Raw genomic sequence first — 23,285 nt, forward strand, 5'->3', positions numbered from 1 at the left:
TTTGAGAAGATATGACTGACCTGCTTTCCGGTATTCGCGTCCTCGACCTGACCAATGTTCTGGCCGGGCCTTATTGTGCCTATCAGCTGGCGCTGCTGGGGGCCGACGTGATCAAGGTCGAGGGGCCGCATGGCGGCGACCTGGCGCGCCAACTCGGCGGTTCGCCAAGGCTCAACCAAGCCGGCATGGGCGCCTCGTTCCTGGCGCAGAACGCCGGCAAACGATCCGTCATGCTCGATCTGAAGGCCGAGACTGATCGTGAACGCTTCCTCGACCTTGTCGCCAGTGCGGACGCGCTGGTAGAGAATTTCCGCCCCGGCGTGATGGATCGGCTCGGCCTTGGCTACGAGGCGCTCAAGGCGGTCCGCCCCGGCCTTGTCTATTGCGCGATATCGGGCTTCGGCCAGACCGGGCCGATGCGCGACAATCCCGCCTATGACCAGATCATCCAGGGCCTGTCAGGCATCATGAGCATTACCGGCACGCCGGAAACGGCGCCGCTGCGTGTCGGCTATCCCGTCGCCGATACGCTGGGCGGGCTGGTCGGTGCGTTCGCGATTGCATCGGCGCTGGTCAAGCAGAAGACCTCAGGCGAGGGTGCCTTCCTCGACGTCTCAATGCTCGAATGCACGCTTTCCGCGCTCGGCTGGCCGGTGTCGAATTATCTGACGGCCGGGGTCGATCCCAAGCCGATGGGCAATGAGAACATGACGGCGGCACCCTCCGGCGCCTTTCGCACCGGCGACGGGCTGCTCAACATCGCCGCCAACAAGCAGGAGCAGTTCGTAACGCTTTGCCGTCTGATCGGGCGACCGGAGCTGGCCTTGGACCCGCGCTTTGCCGAGCGCGAGACACGCAAGCGCAACCGCGCGGCGCTGAAAGTCGAGATCGAGGAGGCCCTGGCAGGCGCGTCGGCGGCGGCCTGGGAAGAGGCGCTCAATCGGGCGGGCGTCCCGGCGGGCAGGGTGCTGACGATCCCGCAAGTGCTGGGCGAACCGCAGGTACTGGAACGGCAGGTGACCGCGAATTTTGACGATGTCGCCGGGATGGACAGGCCGCTGACCGTTCTGCGCGGCGGTTTCATGGTCGACGGCAAGGCGCCTTTGCCGACAAAGCCGCCACCGGTGCTCGGTGAGCATATGGACGAGGTTTTCGCCCTCCTGCCGCCGCGCGCCAAGGCCAAGGCACGGGCATGAGCAGTTCCGGGAAGAAGTCAGGCCGTGAACGCGGCGAGGAGTGGTGGCAGACCGGCATCATCGAGATGAGCCCCGGCGTCATCCGGCTGCGCGGCTATGAAATACAGGACCTGATCGGTCGCGTCAGCTTCCCCGCGATGATCTGGCTGATGCTGCGCGGCGAATTGCCAAGCGAGGACCAGGCGGCATTGCTCGGCATTGCGCTGGGCGCGGCCGTCGACCATGGGCCGCAGGCACCATCCATCGCCATCGCCCGCATGGCCGCGACCTGCGGTGTCGGCATCAACAGTGCCATGGCCTCAGCCATCAATGTGCTCGGCGACGTGCATGGCGGCGCCGGCGAGCAGGCGCTGTCTTTCTACGGCGATATCGCCGTGTCGATCGATGGCGGGACAGTGCTGGATGAGGCGGTCTCGGTACGTCTGGACCGGTTTTTCGCCGAGGAAAAAGGGTATGTGCCAGGGCTCGGCCACCGCTTTCACCCGATCGATCCACGTGCGCCGCGCCTGCTGGAACTGACCCGCGCATTTGCCGCGCGTGGGGTGGTCAATGGACGGTTCGCCGACATCGCCGGGGCTGTTGAGGCGGAGGTCGCGCGGCGCAAGGGCAGGAAGATCCCGCTCAACATCGATGGCGCGACCGCCGTCATCTATGGCGAACTCGGCTTTCCGCCGCCGCTGACGCGCGGGCTCTTCGTGCTGTCGCGCTCTGTCGGCATCCTGGCGCATGCCTGGGAACAGTCGCAACAGGGTGAGCGCAACAAGGGGCCGCTGCCGCGTGAGTGGCTGTGGGCCTATACCGGCACGCCGCTGCGACCATTCCCCGGCGAGAATGAGACAGGCGACTGACACCCAGGGTCTTTTGCTTCGACGCAATCCCCAGGGGAACGCCATGCGCTTTTCCCGGGAAACCGTTCCACGCTTTTCTGGAATTGCCTATGCTTGGCCCGGCGGCAAGGGTTCGGGAAGCTTCAGGGTCTTCACCAGCGTCGACAGATCGGGTTCATCGATGAGCATCGCCGCGTCGGCCGGCGCCAGCCAGGCGCGCTGGCGGCGTTTGGCTTCCTGCCAGTCAGCAAGCTCTTCGGTCACTTCAAGCAGATAGACGATGACGTCGACGCGGACAAAGCGGTTGGCCAGCCGTTTCCAGTAGGAATAGGTGCCGGCCGGCTCCCTCAGCGCCTTGCCGAGCACGCCGGCCTCCTCCTGCGCCTCGATGGTGGCCGCCTTGCGTCCACTCTTGCCTTTCATTGGCCAACCCTTGGGAACGATGAAGCGCCTCGTCGTTCTCGACGTGACCAGCATGACTTCGAAATCACCGCTCGCGGTCAACCGAAAGGGGATCGCCGCGACCTGGCGGATTCGCTCGCCTTTCTTGGCCTTGCGCACGGCCTTTTTCTTGGTGGCTGCCATTCGTAAAAATCCAGTCGGTGCAGTGCCCCATAGCTTGATACGGCGCCTTTGCAAAACCCCAAACTGCCGCAGGGTACTCGAACGCCCCTATCATGTAAGTCGGCTAAATAAAAGGGTAGTCCGCCTGTCAGCGGCAGGTGCTCACAGCAGTGGTGCCGATTATCTGCGTCTGGCAACTCGGCCTGACTTGCGGGACCACCGGCTGCGGCTGTTGGACGATCACCCGATCCTGGGCACGATATTGCTGTTGCTGTTGCTGAAATTGCTGCCGCTGAATCCTGCTTTGCAAGGTCTGCAGGTCATTTTGCTGGATCAGCGCGTTACTTTTGGCGGCGGGATTGAGCACCTGCGCGGAGGCGGGCAACCCAAGCCCGGCCAGAACCATCGTGGCCAGCGCCGCCGATGCCAGAATCAACGCTGGTCTACGCGCGAACACGCGCCCATTGTGCGAAAAGATCTTGTTCATTCCCAACATATAGGGCGGCCTGTCAGGCGATGCCATGGCCATGCATGGATCTCCCAAAAATCAATCATACCGTCATCCGGTCCGTGACCGCAGGTTGCCGTCATATGACGGCTATGAAAGGCTGGAGGCTTGGCCAGCGTCCCTTACGCAAGTTTTCGATCTCACCCGGCACAAGTCAATACAGTCTAATTGAGCCAGAACTCCATAAGTGGGAATGCGGATATGATGGGCTCGATGCATCGAAACTTATTGCAGGATGCCGGCATTTTATTGCGTGGGCTGACCAGGGCGGGGGTGGAGTTCTCCAACAAGGACTGGGAAATCGAAGGCAGTTCGCGGCGACGCAGAATCTGCCCGGCAACCCCGCATTGCACTTGACGGAAACGGTCGATTCGCCGCTCTATCGGGTTGGCGCCGGGCTTGAGCTGAATGGCGTCAATGGCGTCGGCATGTCCGTCAGGTACAACGGCGCCTTCGGCGAAATCGTGAAACAGAACGCAGTCGGCGCGTCTCTCAGGGTCAGCTTCTAGCTGGCCCGGGACCGAGCCGGGCAGGGGGCTTGATGAGGAAATACGCGTATTTCGCGGCAGTGCTGGGGGCGGCCTGCATTGTCGGTTTGCCGGCCATGGCCGCGCAGACCAAGGGTGGCAAGGTGGTGGCGAAGCCGCCCGCCGCCGATGCACCGCAACTGCCGGGTGGTGCATCGGCCTTGTCCGAAACCCATGGCGACTGGACGGTCAATTGCCAGATAGCGGGCACGAACAAGGTCTGCAGCCTGTCGCATCAGCAGTTCAACAAGCAGAGCAACCAGCGGCTGCTGGCGATCGAGCTGTCGAGCAAGACCGGCGACGATGCGACCGGCACGCTCGCCCTGCCGTTTGGACTGGCGCTCGCCAAGGGCGTCACCCTGACCATCGACGACCAGAAGCTGGACGGCAGCCTGGCCTTCAACACCTGTCAGGTGGTCGGCTGCCTGGTGCCGGTGGCGTTCGATGGCAATGTCACGCCACTGCTCAAGAACGGCACCACGCTGAAGATCGACGCCTTCGCGGCGGACACCGGGCAAGCCGTGAGCTTTTCCATTCCGCTCAACGGCTTCAGCGGGGCGCTCGCCCGCACAGCGGAACTCTTATCAAACTGACGGCTCAGGGCGGAATCTGACACGCGGCGTCCAACAGGCGCCCGCGCATCTTATCCGTTGCGCGTCAAACGACTGTTGTTTTGAGCCGCTCGGCAATCAAGGCGGCGAGCCGCGCCGCCACCTCGTCCTTGGTCATTTCGGGCCATTCCTCGACACCGGCCTTCGACACGATCCGCACCCGGTTGCGGTCACCGCCCATGACGCCTGAAGGGCCGATACCGCTTTCGTGCGACACGTCGTTGGCGACGATGAAATCGGCGCCTTTCTTCCTGAGCTTGGCCTCGGCGTTGCGCAGGAGATCCTGCGTCTCGGCGGCGAAGCCGACGACAAGGCCAGGCCGCTGGCTGTGATGACCGACGCCGGCAAGGATGTCGGGGTTCTCCACCATGCGCAGCACCGGTGGGCCTTCACCCGCCACCTTCTTGATCTTTTCACCGGCCGAATTCTCGCTGCGCCAGTCGGCGACGGCGGCAACGAACACCGCGGCGTCGGCGGGCAAAAGCCGTTCCACCGCATCGCGCATTTCCTGCGCACGTTCGACATGGATGGTCTTCACGCCGGCTGGATCAACAATGCTCACGGGACCGGAAACGAGGCGCACATCGGCGCCGAGCCTTGCCAATGCCGCGGCGATGGCATGGCCCTGCTTGCCGGACGAACGGTTGGCGATATAGCGCACCGGGTCGATCGGCTCATGCGTCGGGCCGGAGGTGACGATGACCTTGCGTCCCGCCAGCGGCCTGGGGCCGGCATCGAGCAGCGCCTCGACCGCGGCGACGATCTCCAGCGGCTCGGCCATGCGGCCTTCGCCGGCCTCATGGCTCTCGGCCATCTCGCCCTTGGCCGGGCCGACGAAGCCGACGCCGTCCTTGCCCAATGTCGCGCGATTGCGGCGGGTGGCCGGATGCGCCCACATTCTGGGGTTCATGGCCGGCGCCATCAGCACCGGCTTGTCGGTGGCGATGAGCACGGTCGAGGCAAGATCGTTGGCATGGCCGTTGGCGAGTTTGGCCATCAGGTCGGCGGTTGCGGGCGCCACCACCAGCAGATCGGCCTCGCGTGACAGCCTGATATGGCCGACATCGTGTTCGTCGTTGCGGTCGAACAGTTCGGTGAAGACATGGTCGACCGAGAGCGCGCCGGCGGACAGCGTGGTGACGAATTCCTGCGCCGCCGATGTCATCACTACCCGTACAGCCGCGCCGCGCTCGCGCAACCGGCGGATCAGGTCGAGCGCCTTGTAGGCGGCAATGCCGCCGCCGATGATGAGCAGGATGCGCTTGCCGGAAAGCGTGCCTCGCGGGAATATCCTGCCTGCCGGAGAGGCCACCGGCGCCGCCGTACCGTGCGTGCTGGTCAGTTCGCGAAGGGTCTTTTCGATCTGGTCGATACGGCCGGGTCCGATCTGGCCGTCGACGGCGGCCCGGATCATCACCCGCGCCTGTTCTTCCATTGAACGGTCATTTTCCGCCGCCAGCCGGCGCAGCAGGTCCTTGACCTCGTCATCAAGGTTGCGGATCGTGATGCTTGCCATCTGATTGCACTCTGCTCATCTCTATCGATGGCAATGATAGCAATGCGATCAAATCGCTGCAAGTTGCGGACCAGGCTCGACGGTCGGGCCTAAAGAATCTTCCACGCGATATAGACCAGCGTCAGCGCGATCACCCACAGCGCCACGCGGCCGGAGCGGCTGTAGCGCGCCTCGGCCTTGCCGATGGCGCGGGCGGTGGTTTCGTCGAAGCGCAGGCCGTGCTCGGCCATCAGGTCGATCTCGCGCGACAGCCGTTCGGTGCGCGCCGCAAGCTCGGGTATCTGACGGGCGAGCGTCAGCAGCGCCTTGGCACCATCGCGCGCGTCGATCATCATGCCGCGCGGGCCAAGGTTGCCGGCGATCCAGCCGCCAACCACCGGTTCGGCCGTCTTCCACATGTTGAAGGCCGGGTCGAGCGTGCGCGCGACGCCCTCGACCACCACCATGGTCTTCTGCAGCAGGATCAGCTCGGGCCGTGTCGCCATGTCGAAGAGTTCGGTCACCTCGAACAGCAGCGTCAGAAGCTTGGCCATCGAAATGGTCTCGGCCGGCTGGCCGTGGATCGGCTCGCCTATGGCGCGGATCGCCTGCGCGAAGGCCGCGACATTGTGCTGGCGCGGCACGTAGCCGGCCTCGAAATGCACTTCGGCGACGCGCAGGTAGTCGCGCGTGATGAAGCCGTAGAGGATTTCGGCAAGGAAGCGGCGCTCCTTCTTGCCGAGACGTCCGGCAATGCCGAGATCGACAGCAACGATGGTACCGTTGGCTTCAACGAACAAATTGCCCGGATGCATATCGGCGTGGAAGAAGCCGTCGCGCAAGGTGTGGCGCAGGAACGACTGGATGAGGTTGGCGGCGATTGCCTTCAGGTCGTGGCCGGCAGCTTCGAGGCCTGCGATGTTGTTCATCTTGACGCCGTCGACCCATTCCATGGTCAGCACGTCGCGGCCGGTGCGTTCCCAGTCGACGGATGGCACGCGAAAGCCGGGATCGTCCTTCGTGTTCTCACCGAGTTCGGAGAGTGCCGCCGCCTCGAGGCGCAGGTCCATCTCGATCTTGGTGGTCTGCGCCAGCGTCTCGGTGACCTCGACAGGCCGCAGCCGGCGCGAGGAGGGGATGTACTTCTCCTGCAGGCGGGCGGCGAGGAAATAGCTTTCGAGGTCCTGGAAGAAGCGGCGGCGCACGCCAGGCCGGATCACCTTCACCGCCACCTTGGTCGCGGCGCCGTCATGGATGGTTTCGGCGGTATGGACCTGGGCGATGGAAGCGGCGGCGACCGGGTCGCCGAATTCAGCGTAGAGATCGCCCACCTTGCGCCCGAGCGAGGCCTGGATCGCCGCCACCGCCTCGGCCTTCGGGAAGGTGTGCATCTTGTCCTGCAGCATGGCGAGGTCGAGTGCCATGTCGTTGCCGACGACGTCGGGCCGTGTCGCCAGGAACTGGCCGAGCTTGACATAGGAAGGCCCGAGCCGGACCACGGCCTTGGCCAAGCGGTCGCTGCGCTCATAGTCCAGTGCGCGGCGGCGGGTGAACAGCCGCGCCAGCCGCCAGCCGAATTTCGGCAGGCCGGAGAGTTCCTCGCCGGGCAAGGCGGCAACGACGCCTTCGCGCACCAGCACCCAGCCGGCCCGCACCAGCCGGAATCCTGCGCTGACCGTGCTCATGAATGGACCGATCCCGCCGGCTCTTCGAACCGGCACAGGTCATGGCGAGGATGGGAAATGCGGTGCAGCCTCAAAGCTTCCAGCCCGAATGCAGTGCCGCGATGCCGCCGGAATAGTTGCGGAAGGAAACGCGATCGAAACCGGCGCGTGAAATCATTGCCGCGAAGTTCTGCTGGTTGGGGAATTTCGCGATCGATTCAACCAGATAGGCATAGGGTTCGCCGTCTCCGGTGACCATCTTGCCGATCTTGGGAATGGCGTTGAACGACCAGGCTTCGTAGGCCTTGTCGAGCAGCGGCATCTCGACCTCGGAAAATTCAAGGCACAGGAACCGTCCGCCGGGCCTGAGCACGCGGAACGCTTCGCTCAGCGCGACATCGATGCGCGGCACGTTGCGGATGCCGAAAGCGATGGTGTAGGCGTCGAATGTGGCATCGGCGAAGGGCAATTCCTCGGCATTGGCCTCGACGAAATCGGTGTTGCCGGACAAGCCCTTTTTCTGCGCCCGGTCGCGGCCGACGGCGAGCATCGAGCCGTTGATGTCGAGCACCGTCGCATGCGCGTTGCCATGGCTGGCATCGACGATGCGGAAGGCGATGTCGCCGGTGCCGCCGGCCACATCCAGGACTTTCCAGCCCGCCCGCTTCGGCGGATTGAGCCAGGTGACCATGGCGTCCTTCCACAGCCGGTGCAGGCCACCCGACATGAGGTCGTTCATCAAGTCGTAGCGGTTGGCGACCTTGTGGAAAACATCGTTGACCAGGGACTGCTTCTCGCCTTCCCCCACACGCTTGAAACCATAGGAGGTTTCCATGCCGCCCGCGGCCGTGGTTCTCTCAACTGACATTTTTTTGATCCGTCATAAAACCGGCGGGACCATAGCCGATCGATGCTGTGGGCGCTATTGTTTAAGGCGCGGTGTTCAGCCGCGCTTCCAGGTGGTGGGTTTTCGAGACCTGGACTGACCGACGGGATGTTTGAATGCCTTTGAAAGCGGAATTGCACTGCCACGTCGAAGGGGCAGCGGCGCCCGAACTCGTCATCCGGCAGGCGCAGAAATACGGCAAGGACACTTCGCCCTATATCCAGAACGGTTCCTTCGTCTGGCACGACTTTACCTCTTTTCTCGCGGCTTATGACTTTTCCGCCGACCTGTTCCGCACCGAGGAGGACTATGCGCGGCTGGCCGACCACTATCTGACCAGCCTTGCCCGCGACGGAGCGATCTACTCCGAAGTGTTCACTTCGCCGGACCATGCGACGAAAGCCGGGCTGTCGCCCAAGGCCTATACGGACGCGCTTGGCGAAGGCATGCTTCGCGCCAAGGCCAAGACCGGCATAGAGGGCCGCATGATCGTCACCGGCGTGCGCCATGTCGGCGTCGAGTCGATCGAACAGGCGGCGCGCTTCGCGGCGCGCTGCGGGCATCCGCTGGTCACCGGCTTCGGCGTCGCCGGCGATGAGCGCATGGGCGACATGGAGGACTATGTCAGGGCTTTCGAGATCGCTCGCGAGGCCGGGCTCGGCATCACCGTCCACGCCGGCGAGCTGACGGGGTGGGAAACCGTGCAGGCGGCGCTCGACCATATCAAGCCCTCTCGGATCGGCCACGGTGTGCGTGCCATCGAGAATCCGGACCTTGTCCGGCGTATCGCCGACGAAGGCATCGTTCTGGAGTGCTGTCCCGGCTCCAACATCGCGCTCAAGGTGTTCGACAGTTTTGCCGATCATCCGTTTCCCGCCCTGCAGGCGGCAGGCTGCAAGGTGACGCTGAACTCCGACGATCCGCCCTATTTCTGGACCTCGCTGAAGCGCGAATACGATATCGCGGCGGAGCATTTCTCGATGAACGAGAAGGCGTTGACAGCCGTCACCAGGACCGCCATCGAGGCCGCCTTCGTCGACAGAAAGACCAAGGCGGCACTTCTGGCCCGGCTGAACGGCGCGGCGCGCTGATTTTGTTCCGACAAAGCTGTGGTCGGTGGCGGCCAAGCGGTTCCTTGGCCGGTCCATTGTCGCTAGGGTTCGGCCAGGTAGCTTGAAGCGCGACACGTCCGAAAGGATCATGCGCGCGGTTTCGGGCGACACGCATCAGGAGAACATCATGAAGGGCGTCACCGTCGTCGACCACCCGCTTGTCCAGCACAAGCTGACCATCATGCGCAAGAAGGAGACTTCGACAGCCGGCTTCCGGCGGCTCTTGCGCGAGATATCGCTGCTGCTCGGCTATGAGGTCACGCGCAATCTCGAACTGACGACGACGACCATCGAAACGCCGATCGAGACCATGGAAGCGCCGACGCTGGAGGGCAAGAAACTGGTCTTCGCTTCGGTGCTGCGCGCCGGCAACGGCTTGCTGGAAGGCCTGCTCGACCTGGTGCCGGCGGCGCGCGTTGCCCATATCGGCCTCTATCGCGACCATGAGACGCTGGAGGCGGTCGAATATTTCTTCAAGGCGCCAAGCGATCTCGCCGACCGGCTGGTGATCGTGGTCGACCCGATGCTGGCGACCGCCAATTCGGCGATCGCGGCGATCGACAAGCTGAAGGGACGCGGCGCCACCAACATCCGCTTCCTGTGCCTGCTGGCGGCACCCGAAGGCATCGAGCGTTTCACCAAGGCACATCCGGACGTTCCGGTCTTCACGGCGTCCATCGACCGGCAACTGAACGAGAAGGGCTACATCATGCCGGGTCTCGGTGACGCCGGCGATCGCATGTACGGGACGAAATAATACAGGCAAAGCTGCCTGATAGGATTTACCAAGCGTTTACGCAAAGACATGGTTTCGCCGTGCGTTAAAGCGGCAAACACCATCCGCCGCTAAAGGATCGACCGTAACAAAGGCCGATCCATGCTGCGCAAGCTTCTCATCCTCAGCATCTTTGCCGGTACGTCGGCATCGATCCCTGTCGTCTATCAATCGAATCCGCGGATTTTCGAGAACCTGCTGAAATCGACGGTGACGGCCAGGCCCGAGACGCGGACGCAACCGGATGTCAACCTGGCGTCGGTTCCCGACAAGCCTGTGGCGCCGCTGCCAATCGGCCGCAAGGTCGTGGTCGCCGCGGACGGGCGCGGACACTTCTCGTCGACCTTCAAACTCAACGGCCGTCAGGTCGACGGCATGATCGACACCGGCGCGACATTGGTCGCGGTCAACATGTCGACGGCGCGCAGGATCGGGCTGTCGCTCAACCCGTCCGATTTCAGCCATGAGGTCAGCACCGCCAACGGCTCGATCAAGGCGGCCGTGGTGATGATCGATCGCCTGCAGATCGGCAGCATCAGCATCAACGACGTGCAGGCCATCGTGCTCGACGACAAGGCGTTGCGCACCAACCTGATCGGCATGAGCTTTCTCACCCGGCTCGGCAAATATCAGGCCGAGAACGGCACGTTGCTGCTCGTCCAGTAGTCAGCCGCGCGGCAGGATCCGCCGGATGACGGTTTTGTCCGCCGGTGGTTTCGAAGTGCCAATCGCATAGGCCGAAACCACAGTCGCGGCGGCCGCCTCCGCGTCAGAGGGCGAGCGGGCGTGTACCAGCGCCAGGGCATCTCCGGCATGCACTTCCGCGCCTATGGGCAGCAGCCTGGTGATGCCGACGCTGGGGTCGATCCTGTCGTCAGGCCTTGTGCGCCCGCCGCCCAGACCAACCACCGCTAGGCCGATGTCGCGGGTGGCGATGCCGGTGACGAAGCCGTGCGCCGTTGCCTTGACCGCGAATTCGGTTGCCGGCTCCGGCAGATATTTTTCCGGCTTCTCGATGAAATCGGCGGGGCCACCGAGCACCGCCACCATGCGTGCGAAGGTGGCGGCGGCGCGGCCGCTGGTAAGTGTCTCCGTGGCGCGCCGCAGGCCATCCTGGTTGGACGACACCAGTCCCGCCGACTGCAGCATTTCGGCGGCCAGCGCCAGCGTCACATCCTCCAGGCGCCGGTCGCGCAGACGGCCGGTCAGGAAATCGACGGCGTTGCGGACCTCGACGGCATTGCCGGCCGCCGAGGCCAGCGGTTCGTTCATCCCGGTGATCAGCGCCGAAACCTTCAGCCCGGCGCCGCTGGCGACCTCTACGAGGCTGTTGGCGAGCGCGGTCGCGTCGCGCGACTTCTCCATGAAGGCGCCATTGCCGACCTTGACGTCGAGCACCAGCGAGCCCAGGCCGGCGGCCAGCTTCTTCGACAGGATCGAGGCGGTTATCAGCGGCACCGATTCCACGGTGCCAGTGACGTCGCGGATGGCATAGAGCCGGCGGTCGGCAGGCGCGAGATCGCCGGTCTGGCCGATGATGGCGCAGCCCGTTTCCAGCACCGCCTGGCGAAACAGCGCGATATCGGGCTGGCTGACATAGCCGGGGATCGCATCCATCTTGTCCAGCGTGCCGCCGGTATGGCCAAGGCCGCGGCCCGAGATCATCGGCACATAGGCGCCGCAGGCGGCGACGATCGGCGCCAGCATCAGCGAGACATTGTCGCCGACGCCGCCTGTCGAATGCTTGTCGGTGACAGGCCCCGGCAGGTCCGACCAGTCGAGCACGTCGCCGGAATCGCGCATGGCGAGCGTCAGCGCCACGGCCTCGTCGCGGTTCATGCCGTTGAAGAACACAGCCATGGCGAAAGCCGCGGCCTGGCCATCGGTGACGGCGCCCGATGTCACACCGTCGATGAAGGCTGTGATTTCACGAGCCGGCAACCTCTGGCCGTCTCGCTTGTGGCGGATGATTTCCTGGGGAAGCATCAGCTCTCCAGCAGTCCGTCGCGGAACACGCGCTGCAGGACCGTTGCCAGCCGCGACCCGCCAATCGGCGCCATGTCCTTGGTCTCCTGATGCGAAAGCTCGGCTCCGGTCATGCCGGCCGCCAGATTGGTGATGACCGAGCAGGCGGCGACGCGCAGCCCGAGGAAGCGGGCGAGAATGACTTCCGGAACGGTCGACATGCCCACCGCATTGGCGCCCATGATGCGCGCCATGCGGATTTCGGCCGGCGTTTCGAAACACGGGCCGGAAAACCACATATAGACGCCCTTGTGCAGCGCGGTGCCGGTCGCCTTCGCCGCGCGCTCGATGGCCTTGCGGATGCCGGCATCATAGGCTTCGGTCAGGCCGACGAAGCGGCTGTCGCTCGGTTCGCCGATCAGCGGGTTGGTGCCCGAGAAATTGATGTGGTCCGTGATCAGCATCACCGATCCCGGCGACATATCGGGATCGACCGAACCGGCGGCATTGGTGAGGATCAGTTTGGTGATGCCGATGCCGGCGAGCACTTCCAGCACCGGGCGCATCGCCGCGGCGTTGCCATGCTCGTAGTAGTGGGCGCGGCCGGACAGCATCAGCACCGGCGTGCCGGCAAACAGTCCTGCCACCACCTCGCCGGCATGGCCGCTAACGCCGCTCCCGGGAAAGCCGGGCAGGTCGGCATAGGAGACGCGGACCGGGTGCTCGATGCGGTCGACAAGGCCGCCGAGGCCCGAACCCAGCACCAGCGCCGTCGACGGCGCCAGCCCGTCCAGCCTTTCGATAAGATGGTCCACCGCCTTCTCTGTCATTGCAGCGAGCCCGTCATTTCAAGATGTCGCCGCGAAAACCATAGGGCAGCATGTCGCCCATGGTCACGGTCTCGACGACGCCGGTGTTGTCGCAGAGGTAGAGTCTTGTGTCCGCCCGGCAGAACTCGGCCAGCCGCTGGCGGCAGCCGCCGCAAGGCGAGCATTTGGCCATGCGTTCGGCAAGGACGGCGATTTCGACGATCTTGCCGCCGCCAGCCATGATGTAGTGGCCCAGCGCCGTCGTCTCGGCGCACCAGCCCTCCGGATAGGAGGCAACCTCGATGTTGGCGCCGGTGAAGACGCGTCCGTCCTCGGTGCGCAAGGCGGCACCCACCGGAAATTTCGAGTAGGGCGCATAGGCCTTGGCCATGGCGGTCCTGGCCGCTTCGAACAGATCATGCGACATCTCAGTTGTTCTCTCCGATGATCGTGTCCAAAACCCGGCGCGTCCTTACGCCGAGCCGTCGCTCCTTAAAGCGCGTCGCGTCGAAACGGATCCAGGCGACGCGATTCAACTCTTTGTCTTATGCAATGTCGTTCTCCCAAAACCGAGGTCACTCTTGGGCGACATGCATTAGCGCTCCTTGACATAGGGCACGCCGCCGGCGCGTGGCGGGATTGCCTTGCCGATGAAGCCGGCGAGCAGGATGACGGTGAGGATATAGGGCAGCGCCTGCATGAACTGCACCGGCACCTTGCCGATGATCGGCAGCGGCGAGCCCTGCAGGCGGATTGCCGCTGCATCGAGGAAGCCGAACAGCAGGCATGCGAACATGGCGTTGACCGGCTTCCATTTGGCGAAGATCAGCGCGGCGAGCGCGATGTAGCCCTTGCCGGCGGTCATGTCCTTCACGAAGCCGCCATTCTGCACCATCGACAGATAGGCGCCGGCGACGCCGGTCAGGACGCCGGTGCATATCAGCGCGCGATAGCGCAGCCAGGCGACCGAGATGCCGGCGGTGTCGACTGCGGCCGGGTTCTCGCCGACGGCGCGCAGCCTGAGGCCGAAGCGGGTGCGAAACAGCACCCACCAGGTGAACGGCACCATCGCGAAGGCGAAATAGACGAGGATGGAATGACCAAGCACAAGCTCGGCGAAGACCGGGCCGAAGCCGGGGATCCTGGCGAGCGCATCGAACAGCAGCGCCGGCAGGTAAAGGATGAGCCCACGGATCGAAGCCAGGACATCGGCGAGGCTTGCGGTGCTGAAGCTGTAGGTGGACAGGAAGTTCGAGATCACATCAGCCGTTATCGATTCAAACCGTTCGCCCGGCTGCAGGGCCGGGGTGCGCCCGCCCTGCTGGAACCAGGCCTGGCCCAGGATGATGGTCGATCCGGCGGCGATGAAGTTGATGGCCACGCCGGACACGATCTGGTTGCCGCGATGGGTGATGGAGGCGAAGCCGTGCACCATGGCGAAGGCGACCGAGATCAGGATGGCCATGCCAAGGCCGAGAAAGGCCGAATGGAAGACCGAGGCCGCGGCGGCCCCGGCGAAGGCGCCGACCAGCATCTTGCCTTCCAGACCGATGTCGAAGATGCCGGACCGCTCGGAGAAGAGGCCGGCAAGGCAGGCGAGCAGCAGCGGCACCGAAAGGCGGATGGTGGAGTCGAGGACCTGGACGACAGCGTTGAGAAGATCCATCTCAGGCGCCCTTTCCCTTGACCGCTTCCATGCCGACCGACCGCGGACTGAACGAGGCGAACAGCGCCTGGATATAGGGCCTGAACATGTGTTCTAGCGCGCCGGCGAACAGGATCACCAGCCCCTGGATAATGACGATCATGTCGCGGCTGATCGCCGGCATCTCGAAGGCGAGTTCGGCGCCGCCCTGATAGAGCATGCCGAACAGGATCGCCGCCAACACGATGCCGACCGGGTGCAGGCGCCCCATCAGCGCCACGGCAATGCCGACGAAGCCGGCGCCGGAGACGAAGTCGATGGCGACATTGTGCTGGTCGCCCATCACCGGATTGAGCGCCATCATGCCGGCCAGCGCGCCCGAGATCATCATCGCGGTGATGATGATGCGGGTTTCCGAGATGCCGGCATAGCGCGCCGCCTTGGGGCTGTGGCCATAGGTGCGCATCTCGTAGCCGAGCCTGGTGCGCCAGATCAGCAGCCAGACCAGGAAGGCCATGACCAGCGCCAGCAGGAAGGTGACGTTGAGTGGCGCCGAGCGGATCTTGGCGCCGAACAGTTCGATGATCCAGTTGAGCTTCGGCAGTTCGGCGCCGGCGAGGAAGTTGCGGGTTTGCGGAGCTTGCGATCCGGCCGGCTTCAACGGCCCGACCAGCAGGTAGACCATGATCGAGGCGGCGATGAAGTTGAACATGATGGTGGTGATGACGATGTGCGAACCGCGCCTGGCCTGCAGATAGGCGGGAATCAGCGCCCACAGGGCGCCCACGAGCGCCGATGCGACGATGGCCAGCGGGAAGGTCAGCCACCAGGGCAGCACGCTGTCGAAGGACAGGCAGACGATGGCGATGCCGAGACCGGCAATGTAGGCCTGTCCCTCGGTGCCGATGTTGAACAGGCCGCAATGCGCCGCCACCGCCACCGAAAGCCCGGTGAAGATGAAGGTGGTGGCGTAGAACAGGGTGAAGGCAATGCCTGTCCCCTTGCCGAAAGCGCCCTCGACCAGGATGACCGCGGCGCGAAACGGGTTTTCGCCGACCAGAACCACGACGAAGCCGGCAACGACGAAGGCAACGAAGAGATTGATCACCGGGATCAGGCCATAGTCGGCCCAGGCCGGCAGTTTGGCGTAAGGCGTGCTCATGCGGCGGCCTCCTGCTCGACACCTGCCATCAGCAGGCCAAGCTCGCCCTCGGTCGCCTCAGGACCGCGCTCGCCGACGATGCGGCCGGCAAACATCACCAGGATGCGGTCCGAGAGCGAGCGGATCTCGTCGAGCTCGACCGACACAACCAGCACCGCCTTGCCCTGGTCGCGCATGGCGATCAGGCGCTTGTGGATGAATTCGATGGCGCCGACATCGACGCCGCGCGTCGGCTGGCCGACGATCAGCACGCCGGGATCCTGTTCCATCTCCCGCGCCAGCACGATCTTCTGCTGGTTGCCGCCGGAGAAATTGGCGGTCTTGAGGCGCGGATTGCCCGGACGGATATCGTATTTCTCGATCTTGTCCCTGGCATCGGCCATGATGGCATCGACGTTGAGGAACGGTCCTTTGAGATAGCGGGGGTCGTCGTGATAGCCGAGGATCGAATTCTCGTGCTCCTCGAAGGCCAGCACCAGGCCGACATGGTGGCGATCCTCCGGCACGTGGGCCAGCCCCCGGTCGCGCAGTTCGCCCGGATCGGCCGCGCCGGTCAGGTCGATCGGCTTGCCGTCGAGCATGACCGAGCCGGAAACGGCGCGCCTGATGCCGGAAATCGCCTCCAGCAGTTCGGATTGACCATTGCCGGCGACACCGGCAATGCCGACGATCTCGCCGGCGCGCACGTCGAAGGAGATGTCGTCGACCATGGTGACGCCGCGCGTATCCTTGACCGTCAGCTTGTCGACCGCGAGCTTGACGGCGCCGGCTTGCGCCTCGCCCTTCTCGACCCTCAAGAGCACGCGCCGCCCGACCATCAGTTCGGCCAGTTCCTCGACAGTGGTCTTCTTCGTCTCCCTGGTCGCCACCATCGTGCCCTGGCGCATCACCGACACGGTGTCGGTGATGGCCATGATCTCGCGCAGCTTGTGGGTGATCAGCACCACCGTCTTGCCCTGTTCCTTCAACTGCCTGAGGATGCGGAACAGGTGGTCGGCCTCGGCCGGCGTCAACACGCCCGTCGGCTCGTCGAGGATCAGGATCTCGGCGCCGCGATAGAGTGCCTTGAGGATCTCGACGCGTTGCTGCAGGCCGACCGGCAGTTCCTCGATGATGGCGTCTGGATCGACCTCCAGCCCGTATTCGCGCTCCAGCCGCTCCAGTTCCGAACGCGCCTTGGCGATGCTGCTCTTCAGAAGCGCATCGTTCTCCGCGCCGAGGATGATGTTTTCCAGCACCGAGAAGTTGTCGACCAGCATGAAATGCTGGTGCACCATGCCGATGCCGAGCGCGATGGCGTCATTGGGCGTCTTGATCGAAGCCGGCTTGCCGCCGACATGGATCTCGCCGCTGTCGGCCTGATAGAAGCCATAGAGGATCGACATCAGCGTCGACTTGCCGGCCCCGTTCTCTCCGACAATGCCGTGGATGGTGCCGCGCGCGATCTCCAGATTGATGTCGCGGTTGGCGCGAACCGCGCCAAAACTCTTGTTGATGCCAATCAGTTCGATTGCCGCTTGCACCATGCAGCCTTGTCCCACTCTTATTTTTTTATCGCTTGGTCAAAATGCCTAGCATGACGCTCCGCTCATGCCAATTGGCCCGAGCGGAGCCCACTCTCGACAAATCCCCGCGCGCTTGTCAATTTCGAACGTGGCCGACGCTCTCACATTCGCTAATATGGCGAAGCCGATTTGACACTTGTGGCGCAAGGCATCGCGGTACAGAACTGGGGACTTTGCATGACCATGCCCGCCGACCGGCTGACGACGCTGGAAATCCGCGCCGCCGAGCAGGAGAAGACCATCGAGGAATTGTCGGGCCAGATCGCCGAGCAGTGGACGGTGATCGAGCGCATGCAGCGCAAGCTCGATGCCCTGACCGAGCGTTTCCTGGCGTTGGAGGAACAGGCGGCGCCCGACGTGCCCGTGACCAAGCCGCCGCATTGGTAGGGGAGGGGCGGGAGCCATGGCCAGTGAAAGCGATCGCATCGCACGGGCCGGCGACTATGTGCTCGGCCTGATGAACGATGCCGAGCGTGAACGGGCAGAGCGCGATCTGGAGATCGATCCTGCCTTCCGCGACGCGGTGGTGCGGCTTGCCGAACGCATGCATATCTTCGACCGCGCCACGCCGCCGGGCGGCGACGATCGGTGGCGGCTGGTCTCGCAACGCATTGCCGAACTGCCGCAGATGCGCGGTCATGACGAGGCAAAACCTTCGGCGATGATCCGCGGGCTGGAGCGCAGGCCTTACGGCGTTGGCTTGCATTCGCTTGGCGACCAGCGCGGCATCGTCACCGCCATCGCGCTGATCGTTGTCTTCGCGCTCGGCTATCTGCTGGGCCAACTATAGGCCGAGTTCGCGCCATAAGCAGCACTGGGTGACCGTCCTGCTCGAGCACCTCGACCCCTACCCAACCGAGCCCGGCGCAGAATTCACGCGCTTCCGGCTACAGAGGCAGAGCCTCTCCGCACCGATCGACCCGCGCTCGGTCATGGGTTCCATGATCGGCGTCACTCTTGCCTCGGTGCGCCCGTCAGGGTCTTCCAAAAGCAAAACCGCCGGGACAAGGCCCGGCGGTTCGCAAATTGGTGTCTGCCGATCAATAGGGGCAGGCGTTGTCGGCCGTGTAGTCGTGCACCTGGATCTTGCCGGCGATGATGTCGGCCTTGGCCTTTTCGACGGCGGCCTTCATCTCGTCGGTCACCAGCGCCTTGTTGTTGTCGTCCATGGCGTAATCGACGCCGCCTTCCTTGAGGCCGAGGTTCTCGAGGCCGCCCTTGAAGGTGCCGTTCTTGCCGTCCATGAAGGCGGTGTAGACGGCAACGTCGACGCGCTTCATCATCGAGGTCAGCACCTTGCCGGGCTGCAGGCCGTTCTGGTTGGAATCGACGCCGATGCCGAGCTTGCCGGCATCAGCCGCCGCCTGCAGCACGCCGACGCCGGTGCCGCCGGCCGCGGCGTAGACCACGTCGGAGCCCTGATCGATCTGCGTCTTGGCGATTTCGCCGCCCTTGGCCGGATCGTTCCAGGCAGCCGGCGTGTCGCCGGTCATGTTCTGGATGACTTCGGTCGCGCCGGCCGCCTTGGCGCCGCCGACATAGCCGCATTCGAACTTGCGGATCAGCGGGATGTCCATGCCGCCGATGAAGGAGACCTTCTTGGATTTCGATGCCATCGCAGCCATGATGCCGACGAGGTAGGAGCCTTCGTTCTCCTTGAATACCAGCGAACGGACATTGGGCAGGTCGACGGCATCGTCGATGATGGCGAAGTTGAGATCGGGATATTCGGCCGCGACCTTCTTCAGCGCGTCCTCCCAGGCGAAGCCGGCCATGACGATCGGGTTGTGGCCGTCCTCGGCGAAGCGGCGCAGCGCCTGCTCGCGCTGCGAGGCGTTGGACACCTCGAACTCGACATAGGGCGTGCCGGTCTCGGTCTTGAACTTCTCGGCGCCATGGTAGGCAGCCTCGTTGAAGGATTTGTCGAACTTGCCGCCCAGATCATAAAGGATGGCAGGCTGGACATCGGCGGCGAAAGCCGGAAGAACCATTGCGGTTGCGGCCAGGAGGCCGAGAACGATACGTTTCATGTGATCCACACCCTGTCGGTTATTTTTTCCGTTACGCCCCGCCTGCCCGCCCGGTTCCGCGGCAGGCATGCGACGTCAGCCAGGAGTGTATTTCCTCCCGCTCGGCGGCAATCTGGCACGGCCCGAAACAAAATTCACGCGGAATTTTGACCTTTTGGAAAAGCGTGCCACGGGCAGGCCGTGCCGCGGTCCGATCCTTGCGCGATAGAGCGGTTCGCCGTTTCACGGATACGCCGAACCGCCCTAACTTTTTGTTTTGACGCAATTCCCAGGCAAAACGCCATGCGCTTTGCCTGGGAAAAACCGCCTCGCACTTCCTGGAATTGCTCTGGCCGTCAGGAAGTGGCGGCCGGCATGGCGCAGGCGATGCCGGTGCCCTTGAGGTTGCAGTAGCCGTGAGGGTTTTTCGCCAGATATTGCTGATGGTCGGCTTCGGCGAAGTAGAAGGCGGGCGTCGGCGCGATCTCGGTGGTGATACCGCCGTGGCCGGCATTCCGCAGCGAGGCCTGGTAGGCCTCGCGCGAGGCGCCCGCCGCCTGGAATTGCGCATCGCCCGATGTATAGATCGCGGAGCGGTAGGCGGTGCCGACATCATTGCCCTGGCGCATGCCTTGGGTCGGGTCGTGGCTTTCCCAGAACAGCCGCAGAAGGCCGGCATAGGAGACGGTTTGCGGGTCGAAGACGACCAGCACCACTTCCGCATGGCCGGTCAGACCGGTGCAGGTCTCCTGATAGGTCGGATTGGGCGTGATGCCGCCGGCGTAGCCGACGGCCGTGACCCAGACGCCGTCGGTCTGCCAGAACAGGCGCTCCGCGCCCCAGAAGCAGCCAAGCCCGAACATCGCCGTCTCCAGCCCATCGGGATAGGGGCCCTTGAGCGGCCGTTTGGAAACAAAGTGCCTGGGCGCGGTCGCGATCGCCTTGGCGCGGCCGGGCAGCGCCTCGGACGGCTTCGGCAGATTGAGTTTCCGGTTCAGCATGTCGCTCAGAAAGAACATGCGCGGCCTTCCTTCCCTTGGGAGTGATGCGGGAAATCGATCAATTGGCGGCGAACTGGCCCGTGCGCCGCTGGCGCCTGTAGCCGATGGCGTAAAGCAGGAAGGCCAGCACCGCGAACACGGCAAAGCCCGGCTGGTTGAGCACCCAGGCGGCGGCGCCATCCCAAAGAAGCGGGCCGGCCTTGGCGCGGACAAAGGTTTCGGCCGCCGCCCGCGTGTCCGGCGAGACGGCCAGCCAGCTGGCGTTGAGCGGGGTCAGCACAAGGGCCGAAGCCGCCACCGTGCGCGTCGTGTCGAGCACCGCCATGATGACGGAGACCGACAGCGCGACCATGGCGGCAAGACGAAAAATGAATCGAAACATCAAGCTCTCCCCCGGCCGATCCCAGACGCTTTGCCTGGGATCTCCGGCACGTGTCCCGAAACGAGAAATAGAATGCGCGCGACTTGCCCGCAACCGCGATACGCGAATTTGAAGGTTCGGGCCTGCCGCCCCCTACGCCATGGGCTTGCGCCTGCGCCGGTGAACGAACCAGACGGCGAGAATGCCGCCGCCGATCGCGCCAACCACCAGCCCGGCCAGGCCGATGAAGGCGGCGAAATAGCCGCAGCCACCCTCGAAGCAGCTGACCTCGGCGACCTCGGCGATCACAGAACCGGCGAAGAAGCCGCCCAGGGCGCCGACCACGGCGCCGAGGATGATGCCGAGCAAGGCGGCGACAATCGAAACGAAGACCGGCGGTGCCTCGGTTTGCGGCTTGGCATAAACGGTCTCGGCGCCGGAGCCGCGGCGCAGCAGGTAGATGCAAAGCAGGCCGATGCCGATCTCGATGGCGGTGATGCTCAGGCCCCTGGCGGAGAAGACGAAATCCGGCACGGTAAGCACATAGGCCTGCCTTGCCAGCAGCCAGACGATGGTGGCGGCCTGCCAGATGGTGAAATGGCGTGGAAATCGCGCCGAACGGCCAAGGGCGAGGCCGAGCAGATAAAGCCCCCACAGGATGGTGATGACATTGGCGACAAGCCCGCCAAGGAGGAAATAGAAGATCTTGTCCGGCAGGCCGGAATTTCCGACCAGCCACCAGGCCGACGCCAGGCCATAGACCGACCACGCCATGACGAAGATGAGCCAGCCCACGGGGACGTAGGACAGGTCGTTGCCCGGGCGCCCGGCCGGCATCTGTCCACTGCCCGGTTGCTCGGCTGATGTCATGTCCGGACGATGCCCCCCCCGCAAAGCCTCTGCTTCACTCGACAGGCGGCCGGCGGCGAAGTCAAGCACGGCCAGCCTTGCTGCCTTGCCTGTGCACATCATTCGCGGCGCGGGCGTCCCGAAAACGGGAGCGACAGCGGCCTTGCGAAACACCATGTGGCCGGCAAAGCGAATAGACTGCCGTTATGGCTTGGCATTCGGCGCGGGATCGACTAGATGAGCCCCGCGCCTGTTGCTTTGACGGCTCAGGTGCCGGGAAGGATGTCCACTGGTTGGGCGGCATCCATGGCGCGGACATTCCGCACCGAAGCCCCAAGGGAGAGCATCTCCCCAACCCGCGCGGCGAAACCGGCCGGCGCGAAGGCAAGGACGGAGAGGTGGCCGAGTGGTTGAAGGCGCACGCCTGGAAAGTGTGTTTACGGGAGACCGTAACGCGGGTTCGAATCCCGCTCTCTCCGCCATTCCACAGGAACAACGAGCCGTGGCCGTCGAAGTAGACGGTGTTTCGGTCCCACCAAGAATTCGTGCTTCGCTGTGAATGATCGATACCGCGAGCGCGGCTCTTGGCAATTCCAGGCATTGCCTTCGGCCGGAAATCCGCGCCAACCGTGATGAAGCCGCCAGCAGCAAGCATCAATAGCAGCCCAAAAACGCAAAAGGCCCGCCGACCGGAGCCGGCGGGCCTTCAATGGCTTGCTTTCGGCGGTCAGCCAACCGGCGGTGTGATCGAAGGGCCCGATGCGGCAGTGACGATCGAAAGGCGCTCACGTTTCGTGATCACGGGCTTTTCGTAGATTTTCCTCATTCCTAGAACCCCTTGGACGTCGGTGAAATTGCCTGCGCGGCTACCGCCGCCAAACGCTCACGTTTGGTCAGTATCGGCTTCTCGTAAGCTTTCTTCATGGGAATCCCCCGTTTATCCCTCAAGCCGGCAACGTGCCTTGCTCCAACCAAAATTGTCAACCCGCCGGATTTGAGGGTGTCCCGGGAAGCATGTCGTTTCGGGCTAGGTCATCCAGCAGCCGGATGACAGCCTTGGCGTCCTCCGACTTGCAGGAATAGTAATGCCAGGTGCCTTCGGCGCGGCATTCCACAATCCCGTGTTCGACAAGCACGCTGAGATGTTTTGAAAGGGTGGTCTGACTGCCGCCCACCCGGGAGACCAGGTCGGTCACCGTTCTTTCCTGATCCACCAGATGAATAACTATCAACAGGCGCTTGTCCTGCGCCAGGACAGCAACCCACCGCGCCGCGACGCCCGCCTGCTTGCGGAGCGTAAGGCGTTTGGTCCGGCGCCACCGCAGAGCGGGGTTTGCCCTGATTTCCGCAAGTCTTTGCCTGACGTATGAGGCCATTTTTATGTCCCTGCCCGCAGCGGAGCAAAATCGTTGCCCCGGCTTCCCGAGTCAACAAGCGTCAAAAAGGCCCGCTGCCGGATAGGTAATGGCAGCGGGCCAGGGTCTGAGTGCTGGGATCAACCAGCATATGTCAACGAGCCGCCGAGGAGTTGGTTGCCACTACCACCGCAACCCAACAAGCCGAATCGGCCATTCCCCTTTCGGCATGCAGGCCTATGTCTCCAAGCAGTCCTATTCAGCCCGAGCGTCGTTCATGCCTGCTCCTCGTCGTCTAATGGAATACGCGGCAATCATCGCGCTGATCGCGCTGGCGATATGGTTCGCGGTCGAAAATTGGCTACCTGAACAGATGATGTGAGGTGCTACCCGCAGTGC

26 protein-coding genes and 1 tRNA gene are annotated in these 23,285 nt (G+C 64.0%); 11 read left to right on the plus strand and 16 right to left on the minus strand.

Annotated features, from left to right (window positions below; genetic code table 11):
* The first annotated feature begins 11 nt into the window (after nucleotides 1-11).
* Both AC07SZ_RS15855 and AC07SZ_RS15860 read left to right on the plus strand, forming a co-directional pair.
* Nucleotides 12-1,196, plus strand: a complete 1,185-nt coding sequence (locus AC07SZ_RS15855; protein ID WP_494914985.1) for a CaiB/BaiF CoA transferase family protein — start codon at nucleotides 12-14, stop codon at nucleotides 1,194-1,196.
* Complete coding sequence (locus AC07SZ_RS15860; RefSeq protein ID WP_065005687.1) at nucleotides 1,193-2,044, plus strand: citryl-CoA lyase; 852 nt, start codon at nucleotides 1,193-1,195, stop codon at nucleotides 2,042-2,044. Before AC07SZ_RS15855 ends, AC07SZ_RS15860 begins: the two co-directional genes overlap by 4 nt.
* An 87-nt stretch (nucleotides 2,045-2,131) precedes the next feature.
* On the opposite strand, the gene AC07SZ_RS15865 is transcribed toward AC07SZ_RS15860, so the two are convergent.
* Complete coding sequence (locus AC07SZ_RS15865) at nucleotides 2,132-2,608, minus strand: NUDIX hydrolase (protein ID WP_494914987.1); 477 nt, start codon at nucleotides 2,606-2,608, stop codon at nucleotides 2,132-2,134.
* A 127-nt stretch (nucleotides 2,609-2,735) separates the two neighbouring features.
* Nucleotides 2,736-3,116 carry a hypothetical protein gene (locus AC07SZ_RS15870; RefSeq protein ID WP_413814141.1) on the minus strand — a complete coding sequence of 127 codons (381 nt, stop codon included), beginning with the start codon at nucleotides 3,114-3,116 and terminating at the stop codon, nucleotides 2,736-2,738.
* Between the two features lie 62 nt (nucleotides 3,117-3,178).
* On the opposite strand from AC07SZ_RS15870, the gene AC07SZ_RS15875 reads away from it, so the two are divergent.
* Together AC07SZ_RS15875 and AC07SZ_RS15880 are read left to right on the plus strand one after the other, a co-directional pair.
* The gene (locus tag AC07SZ_RS15875) at nucleotides 3,179-3,604 is read left to right on the plus strand and encodes a hypothetical protein (protein WP_494914988.1); all 426 of its coding nucleotides are present in this window, start codon (nucleotides 3,179-3,181) and stop codon (nucleotides 3,602-3,604) included.
* 32 nt (nucleotides 3,605-3,636) lie between these two features.
* Complete coding sequence (locus tag AC07SZ_RS15880; protein ID WP_494914989.1) at nucleotides 3,637-4,215, plus strand: invasion associated locus B family protein; 579 nt, start codon at nucleotides 3,637-3,639, stop codon at nucleotides 4,213-4,215.
* Nucleotides 4,216-4,279: 64 nt separating this feature from the next.
* Here the strand turns inward: AC07SZ_RS15880 and coaBC are convergent, their stop codons facing one another.
* The 3 genes from coaBC to ubiE form a co-directional block, all read right to left on the minus strand.
* Nucleotides 4,280-5,749 carry a bifunctional phosphopantothenoylcysteine decarboxylase/phosphopantothenate--cysteine ligase CoaBC gene (gene coaBC, locus AC07SZ_RS15885; RefSeq protein ID WP_494914991.1) on the minus strand — a complete coding sequence of 490 codons (1,470 nt, stop codon included), beginning with the start codon at nucleotides 5,747-5,749 and terminating at the stop codon, nucleotides 4,280-4,282.
* An 89-nt stretch (nucleotides 5,750-5,838) separates the two neighbouring features.
* On the minus strand, nucleotides 5,839-7,413 hold the full coding sequence (gene ubiB, locus AC07SZ_RS15890) for a 2-polyprenylphenol 6-hydroxylase (RefSeq protein ID WP_494914992.1): 1,575 nt from the start codon (nucleotides 7,411-7,413) through the stop codon (nucleotides 5,839-5,841).
* Between the two features lie 70 nt (nucleotides 7,414-7,483).
* Nucleotides 7,484-8,260, minus strand: a complete 777-nt coding sequence (ubiE, locus tag AC07SZ_RS15895) for a bifunctional demethylmenaquinone methyltransferase/2-methoxy-6-polyprenyl-1,4-benzoquinol methylase UbiE (protein ID WP_056577729.1) — start codon at nucleotides 8,258-8,260, stop codon at nucleotides 7,484-7,486.
* A 134-nt stretch (nucleotides 8,261-8,394) separates the two neighbouring features.
* Between ubiE and AC07SZ_RS15900 the strand changes: the two genes are divergently transcribed.
* The 3 genes from AC07SZ_RS15900 (at nucleotide 8,395) to AC07SZ_RS15910 (ending at nucleotide 10,831) form a co-directional block, all read left to right on the plus strand.
* Nucleotides 8,395-9,369, plus strand: a complete 975-nt coding sequence (locus tag AC07SZ_RS15900; RefSeq protein ID WP_056577727.1) for an adenosine deaminase — start codon at nucleotides 8,395-8,397, stop codon at nucleotides 9,367-9,369.
* Nucleotides 9,370-9,517: 148 nt separating this feature from the next.
* Entirely contained in the window at nucleotides 9,518-10,147 is a 630-nt protein-coding gene (gene upp / locus AC07SZ_RS15905) for a uracil phosphoribosyltransferase (RefSeq protein WP_010911460.1), read from the plus strand.
* A gap of 120 nt (nucleotides 10,148-10,267) precedes the next feature.
* Nucleotides 10,268-10,831, plus strand: a complete 564-nt coding sequence (locus tag AC07SZ_RS15910) for a TIGR02281 family clan AA aspartic protease (protein ID WP_494914994.1) — start codon at nucleotides 10,268-10,270, stop codon at nucleotides 10,829-10,831.
* Here AC07SZ_RS15910 and deoA read toward each other — a convergent pair whose 3' ends face one another.
* The 6 genes from deoA to AC07SZ_RS15940 all read right to left on the minus strand — a co-directional run bounded on the left by deoA (nucleotide 10,832) and on the right by AC07SZ_RS15940 (nucleotide 17,272).
* The gene (deoA, locus tag AC07SZ_RS15915) at nucleotides 10,832-12,151 is read right to left on the minus strand and encodes a thymidine phosphorylase (protein WP_494914996.1); all 1,320 of its coding nucleotides are present in this window, start codon (nucleotides 12,149-12,151) and stop codon (nucleotides 10,832-10,834) included.
* Nucleotides 12,151-12,960 (minus strand): purine-nucleoside phosphorylase, encoded by an 810-nt coding sequence (locus AC07SZ_RS15920; protein ID WP_494914998.1) that lies wholly within the window; start codon nucleotides 12,958-12,960, stop codon nucleotides 12,151-12,153. Before AC07SZ_RS15920 ends, deoA begins: the two co-directional genes overlap by 1 nt.
* A 13-nt stretch (nucleotides 12,961-12,973) precedes the next feature.
* Nucleotides 12,974-13,366 carry a cytidine deaminase gene (gene cdd, locus AC07SZ_RS15925; RefSeq protein WP_172372178.1) on the minus strand — a complete coding sequence of 131 codons (393 nt, stop codon included), beginning with the start codon at nucleotides 13,364-13,366 and terminating at the stop codon, nucleotides 12,974-12,976.
* A gap of 168 nt (nucleotides 13,367-13,534) precedes the next feature.
* Entirely contained in the window at nucleotides 13,535-14,605 is a 1,071-nt protein-coding gene (locus tag AC07SZ_RS15930; RefSeq protein ID WP_056577717.1) for an ABC transporter permease, read from the minus strand.
* 1 nt (nucleotide 14,606) lies between these two features.
* Nucleotides 14,607-15,746: an ABC transporter permease gene (locus tag AC07SZ_RS15935; RefSeq protein WP_056577715.1), complete on the minus strand. Its 1,140-nt coding sequence runs from the start codon at nucleotides 15,744-15,746 to the stop codon at nucleotides 14,607-14,609.
* A complete protein-coding gene (locus AC07SZ_RS15940) occupies nucleotides 15,743-17,272 on the minus strand; it encodes an ABC transporter ATP-binding protein (RefSeq protein ID WP_056577713.1) in 1,530 nt (509 codons plus the stop codon). Before AC07SZ_RS15940 ends, AC07SZ_RS15935 begins: the two co-directional genes overlap by 4 nt.
* A gap of 216 nt (nucleotides 17,273-17,488) precedes the next feature.
* Here AC07SZ_RS15940 and AC07SZ_RS15945 point away from each other — a divergent pair, with 216 nt between their 5' ends.
* Both AC07SZ_RS15945 and AC07SZ_RS15950 read left to right on the plus strand, forming a co-directional pair.
* Nucleotides 17,489-17,698: a SlyX family protein gene (locus AC07SZ_RS15945; RefSeq protein ID WP_056577711.1), complete on the plus strand. Its 210-nt coding sequence runs from the start codon at nucleotides 17,489-17,491 to the stop codon at nucleotides 17,696-17,698.
* Between the two features lie 16 nt (nucleotides 17,699-17,714).
* A complete protein-coding gene (locus AC07SZ_RS15950; RefSeq protein ID WP_056577709.1) occupies nucleotides 17,715-18,101 on the plus strand; it encodes a hypothetical protein in 387 nt (128 codons plus the stop codon).
* A 250-nt stretch (nucleotides 18,102-18,351) separates the two neighbouring features.
* Here the strand turns inward: AC07SZ_RS15950 and AC07SZ_RS15955 are convergent, their stop codons facing one another.
* The 4 genes from AC07SZ_RS15955 to AC07SZ_RS15970 all read right to left on the minus strand — a co-directional run bounded on the left by AC07SZ_RS15955 (nucleotide 18,352) and on the right by AC07SZ_RS15970 (nucleotide 21,519).
* Nucleotides 18,352-19,341: a BMP family lipoprotein gene (locus AC07SZ_RS15955; RefSeq protein ID WP_056577707.1), complete on the minus strand. Its 990-nt coding sequence runs from the start codon at nucleotides 19,339-19,341 to the stop codon at nucleotides 18,352-18,354.
* Between the two features lie 335 nt (nucleotides 19,342-19,676).
* A complete protein-coding gene (gene msrA / locus AC07SZ_RS15960) occupies nucleotides 19,677-20,339 on the minus strand; it encodes a peptide-methionine (S)-S-oxide reductase MsrA (RefSeq protein WP_494915002.1) in 663 nt (220 codons plus the stop codon).
* A 40-nt stretch (nucleotides 20,340-20,379) separates the two neighbouring features.
* Nucleotides 20,380-20,703, minus strand: a complete 324-nt coding sequence (locus AC07SZ_RS15965) for a hypothetical protein (protein WP_494915004.1) — start codon at nucleotides 20,701-20,703, stop codon at nucleotides 20,380-20,382.
* A 132-nt stretch (nucleotides 20,704-20,835) separates the two neighbouring features.
* Nucleotides 20,836-21,519 carry a hypothetical protein gene (locus AC07SZ_RS15970; protein ID WP_244494147.1) on the minus strand — a complete coding sequence of 228 codons (684 nt, stop codon included), beginning with the start codon at nucleotides 21,517-21,519 and terminating at the stop codon, nucleotides 20,836-20,838.
* A 404-nt stretch (nucleotides 21,520-21,923) separates the two neighbouring features.
* Between AC07SZ_RS15970 and AC07SZ_RS15975 the strand changes: the two genes are divergently transcribed.
* Nucleotides 21,924-22,013, plus strand: a tRNA-Ser gene (locus AC07SZ_RS15975).
* 498 nt (nucleotides 22,014-22,511) lie between these two features.
* On the opposite strand, the gene AC07SZ_RS15980 is transcribed toward AC07SZ_RS15975, so the two are convergent.
* Nucleotides 22,512-22,907 carry an ArsR/SmtB family transcription factor gene (locus AC07SZ_RS15980; RefSeq protein ID WP_494915006.1) on the minus strand — a complete coding sequence of 132 codons (396 nt, stop codon included), beginning with the start codon at nucleotides 22,905-22,907 and terminating at the stop codon, nucleotides 22,512-22,514.
* An 88-nt stretch (nucleotides 22,908-22,995) separates the two neighbouring features.
* On the opposite strand from AC07SZ_RS15980, the gene AC07SZ_RS15985 reads away from it, so the two are divergent.
* Complete coding sequence (locus tag AC07SZ_RS15985) at nucleotides 22,996-23,268, plus strand: hypothetical protein (RefSeq protein WP_155772548.1); 273 nt, start codon at nucleotides 22,996-22,998, stop codon at nucleotides 23,266-23,268.
* Nucleotides 23,269-23,285 lie beyond the last annotated feature (17 nt).

This window comes from Mesorhizobium sp. GW821-FHT07A06, from assembly GCF_059419085.1.

Coding starts and splice junctions, on each gene's coding strand:
- AC07SZ_RS15855 (WP_494914985.1), top strand. CDS start 12: ATGACTGACCTGCTTTCCGGTATTCGCGTCCTCGACCTGACCAATGTT.
- AC07SZ_RS15860 (WP_065005687.1), top strand. CDS start 1,193: ATGAGCAGTTCCGGGAAGAAGTCAGGCCGTGAACGCGGCGAGGAGTGG.
- AC07SZ_RS15865 (WP_494914987.1), bottom strand. CDS start 2,608: ATGGCAGCCACCAAGAAAAAGGCCGTGCGCAAGGCCAAGAAAGGCGAG.
- AC07SZ_RS15870 (WP_413814141.1), bottom strand. CDS start 3,116: ATGGCCATGGCATCGCCTGACAGGCCGCCCTATATGTTGGGAATGAAC.
- AC07SZ_RS15875 (WP_494914988.1), top strand. CDS start 3,179: ATGACGGCTATGAAAGGCTGGAGGCTTGGCCAGCGTCCCTTACGCAAG.
- AC07SZ_RS15880 (WP_494914989.1), top strand. CDS start 3,637: ATGAGGAAATACGCGTATTTCGCGGCAGTGCTGGGGGCGGCCTGCATT.
- coaBC (WP_494914991.1), bottom strand. CDS start 5,749: ATGGCAAGCATCACGATCCGCAACCTTGATGACGAGGTCAAGGACCTG.
- ubiB (WP_494914992.1), bottom strand. CDS start 7,413: ATGAGCACGGTCAGCGCAGGATTCCGGCTGGTGCGGGCCGGCTGGGTG.
- ubiE (WP_056577729.1), bottom strand. CDS start 8,260: ATGTCAGTTGAGAGAACCACGGCCGCGGGCGGCATGGAAACCTCCTAT.
- AC07SZ_RS15900 (WP_056577727.1), top strand. CDS start 8,395: ATGCCTTTGAAAGCGGAATTGCACTGCCACGTCGAAGGGGCAGCGGCG.
- upp (WP_010911460.1), top strand. CDS start 9,518: ATGAAGGGCGTCACCGTCGTCGACCACCCGCTTGTCCAGCACAAGCTG.
- AC07SZ_RS15910 (WP_494914994.1), top strand. CDS start 10,268: ATGCTGCGCAAGCTTCTCATCCTCAGCATCTTTGCCGGTACGTCGGCA.
- deoA (WP_494914996.1), bottom strand. CDS start 12,151: ATGCTTCCCCAGGAAATCATCCGCCACAAGCGAGACGGCCAGAGGTTG.
- AC07SZ_RS15920 (WP_494914998.1), bottom strand. CDS start 12,960: ATGACAGAGAAGGCGGTGGACCATCTTATCGAAAGGCTGGACGGGCTG.
- cdd (WP_172372178.1), bottom strand. CDS start 13,366: ATGTCGCATGATCTGTTCGAAGCGGCCAGGACCGCCATGGCCAAGGCC.
- AC07SZ_RS15930 (WP_056577717.1), bottom strand. CDS start 14,605: ATGGATCTTCTCAACGCTGTCGTCCAGGTCCTCGACTCCACCATCCGC.
- AC07SZ_RS15935 (WP_056577715.1), bottom strand. CDS start 15,746: ATGAGCACGCCTTACGCCAAACTGCCGGCCTGGGCCGACTATGGCCTG.
- AC07SZ_RS15940 (WP_056577713.1), bottom strand. CDS start 17,272: ATGGTGCAAGCGGCAATCGAACTGATTGGCATCAACAAGAGTTTTGGC.
- AC07SZ_RS15945 (WP_056577711.1), top strand. CDS start 17,489: ATGACCATGCCCGCCGACCGGCTGACGACGCTGGAAATCCGCGCCGCC.
- AC07SZ_RS15950 (WP_056577709.1), top strand. CDS start 17,715: ATGGCCAGTGAAAGCGATCGCATCGCACGGGCCGGCGACTATGTGCTC.
- AC07SZ_RS15955 (WP_056577707.1), bottom strand. CDS start 19,341: ATGAAACGTATCGTTCTCGGCCTCCTGGCCGCAACCGCAATGGTTCTT.
- msrA (WP_494915002.1), bottom strand. CDS start 20,339: ATGTTCTTTCTGAGCGACATGCTGAACCGGAAACTCAATCTGCCGAAG.
- AC07SZ_RS15965 (WP_494915004.1), bottom strand. CDS start 20,703: ATGTTTCGATTCATTTTTCGTCTTGCCGCCATGGTCGCGCTGTCGGTC.
- AC07SZ_RS15970 (WP_244494147.1), bottom strand. CDS start 21,519: ATGCCGGCCGGGCGCCCGGGCAACGACCTGTCCTACGTCCCCGTGGGC.
- AC07SZ_RS15980 (WP_494915006.1), bottom strand. CDS start 22,907: ATGGCCTCATACGTCAGGCAAAGACTTGCGGAAATCAGGGCAAACCCC.
- AC07SZ_RS15985 (WP_155772548.1), top strand. CDS start 22,996: ATGGCAGCGGGCCAGGGTCTGAGTGCTGGGATCAACCAGCATATGTCA.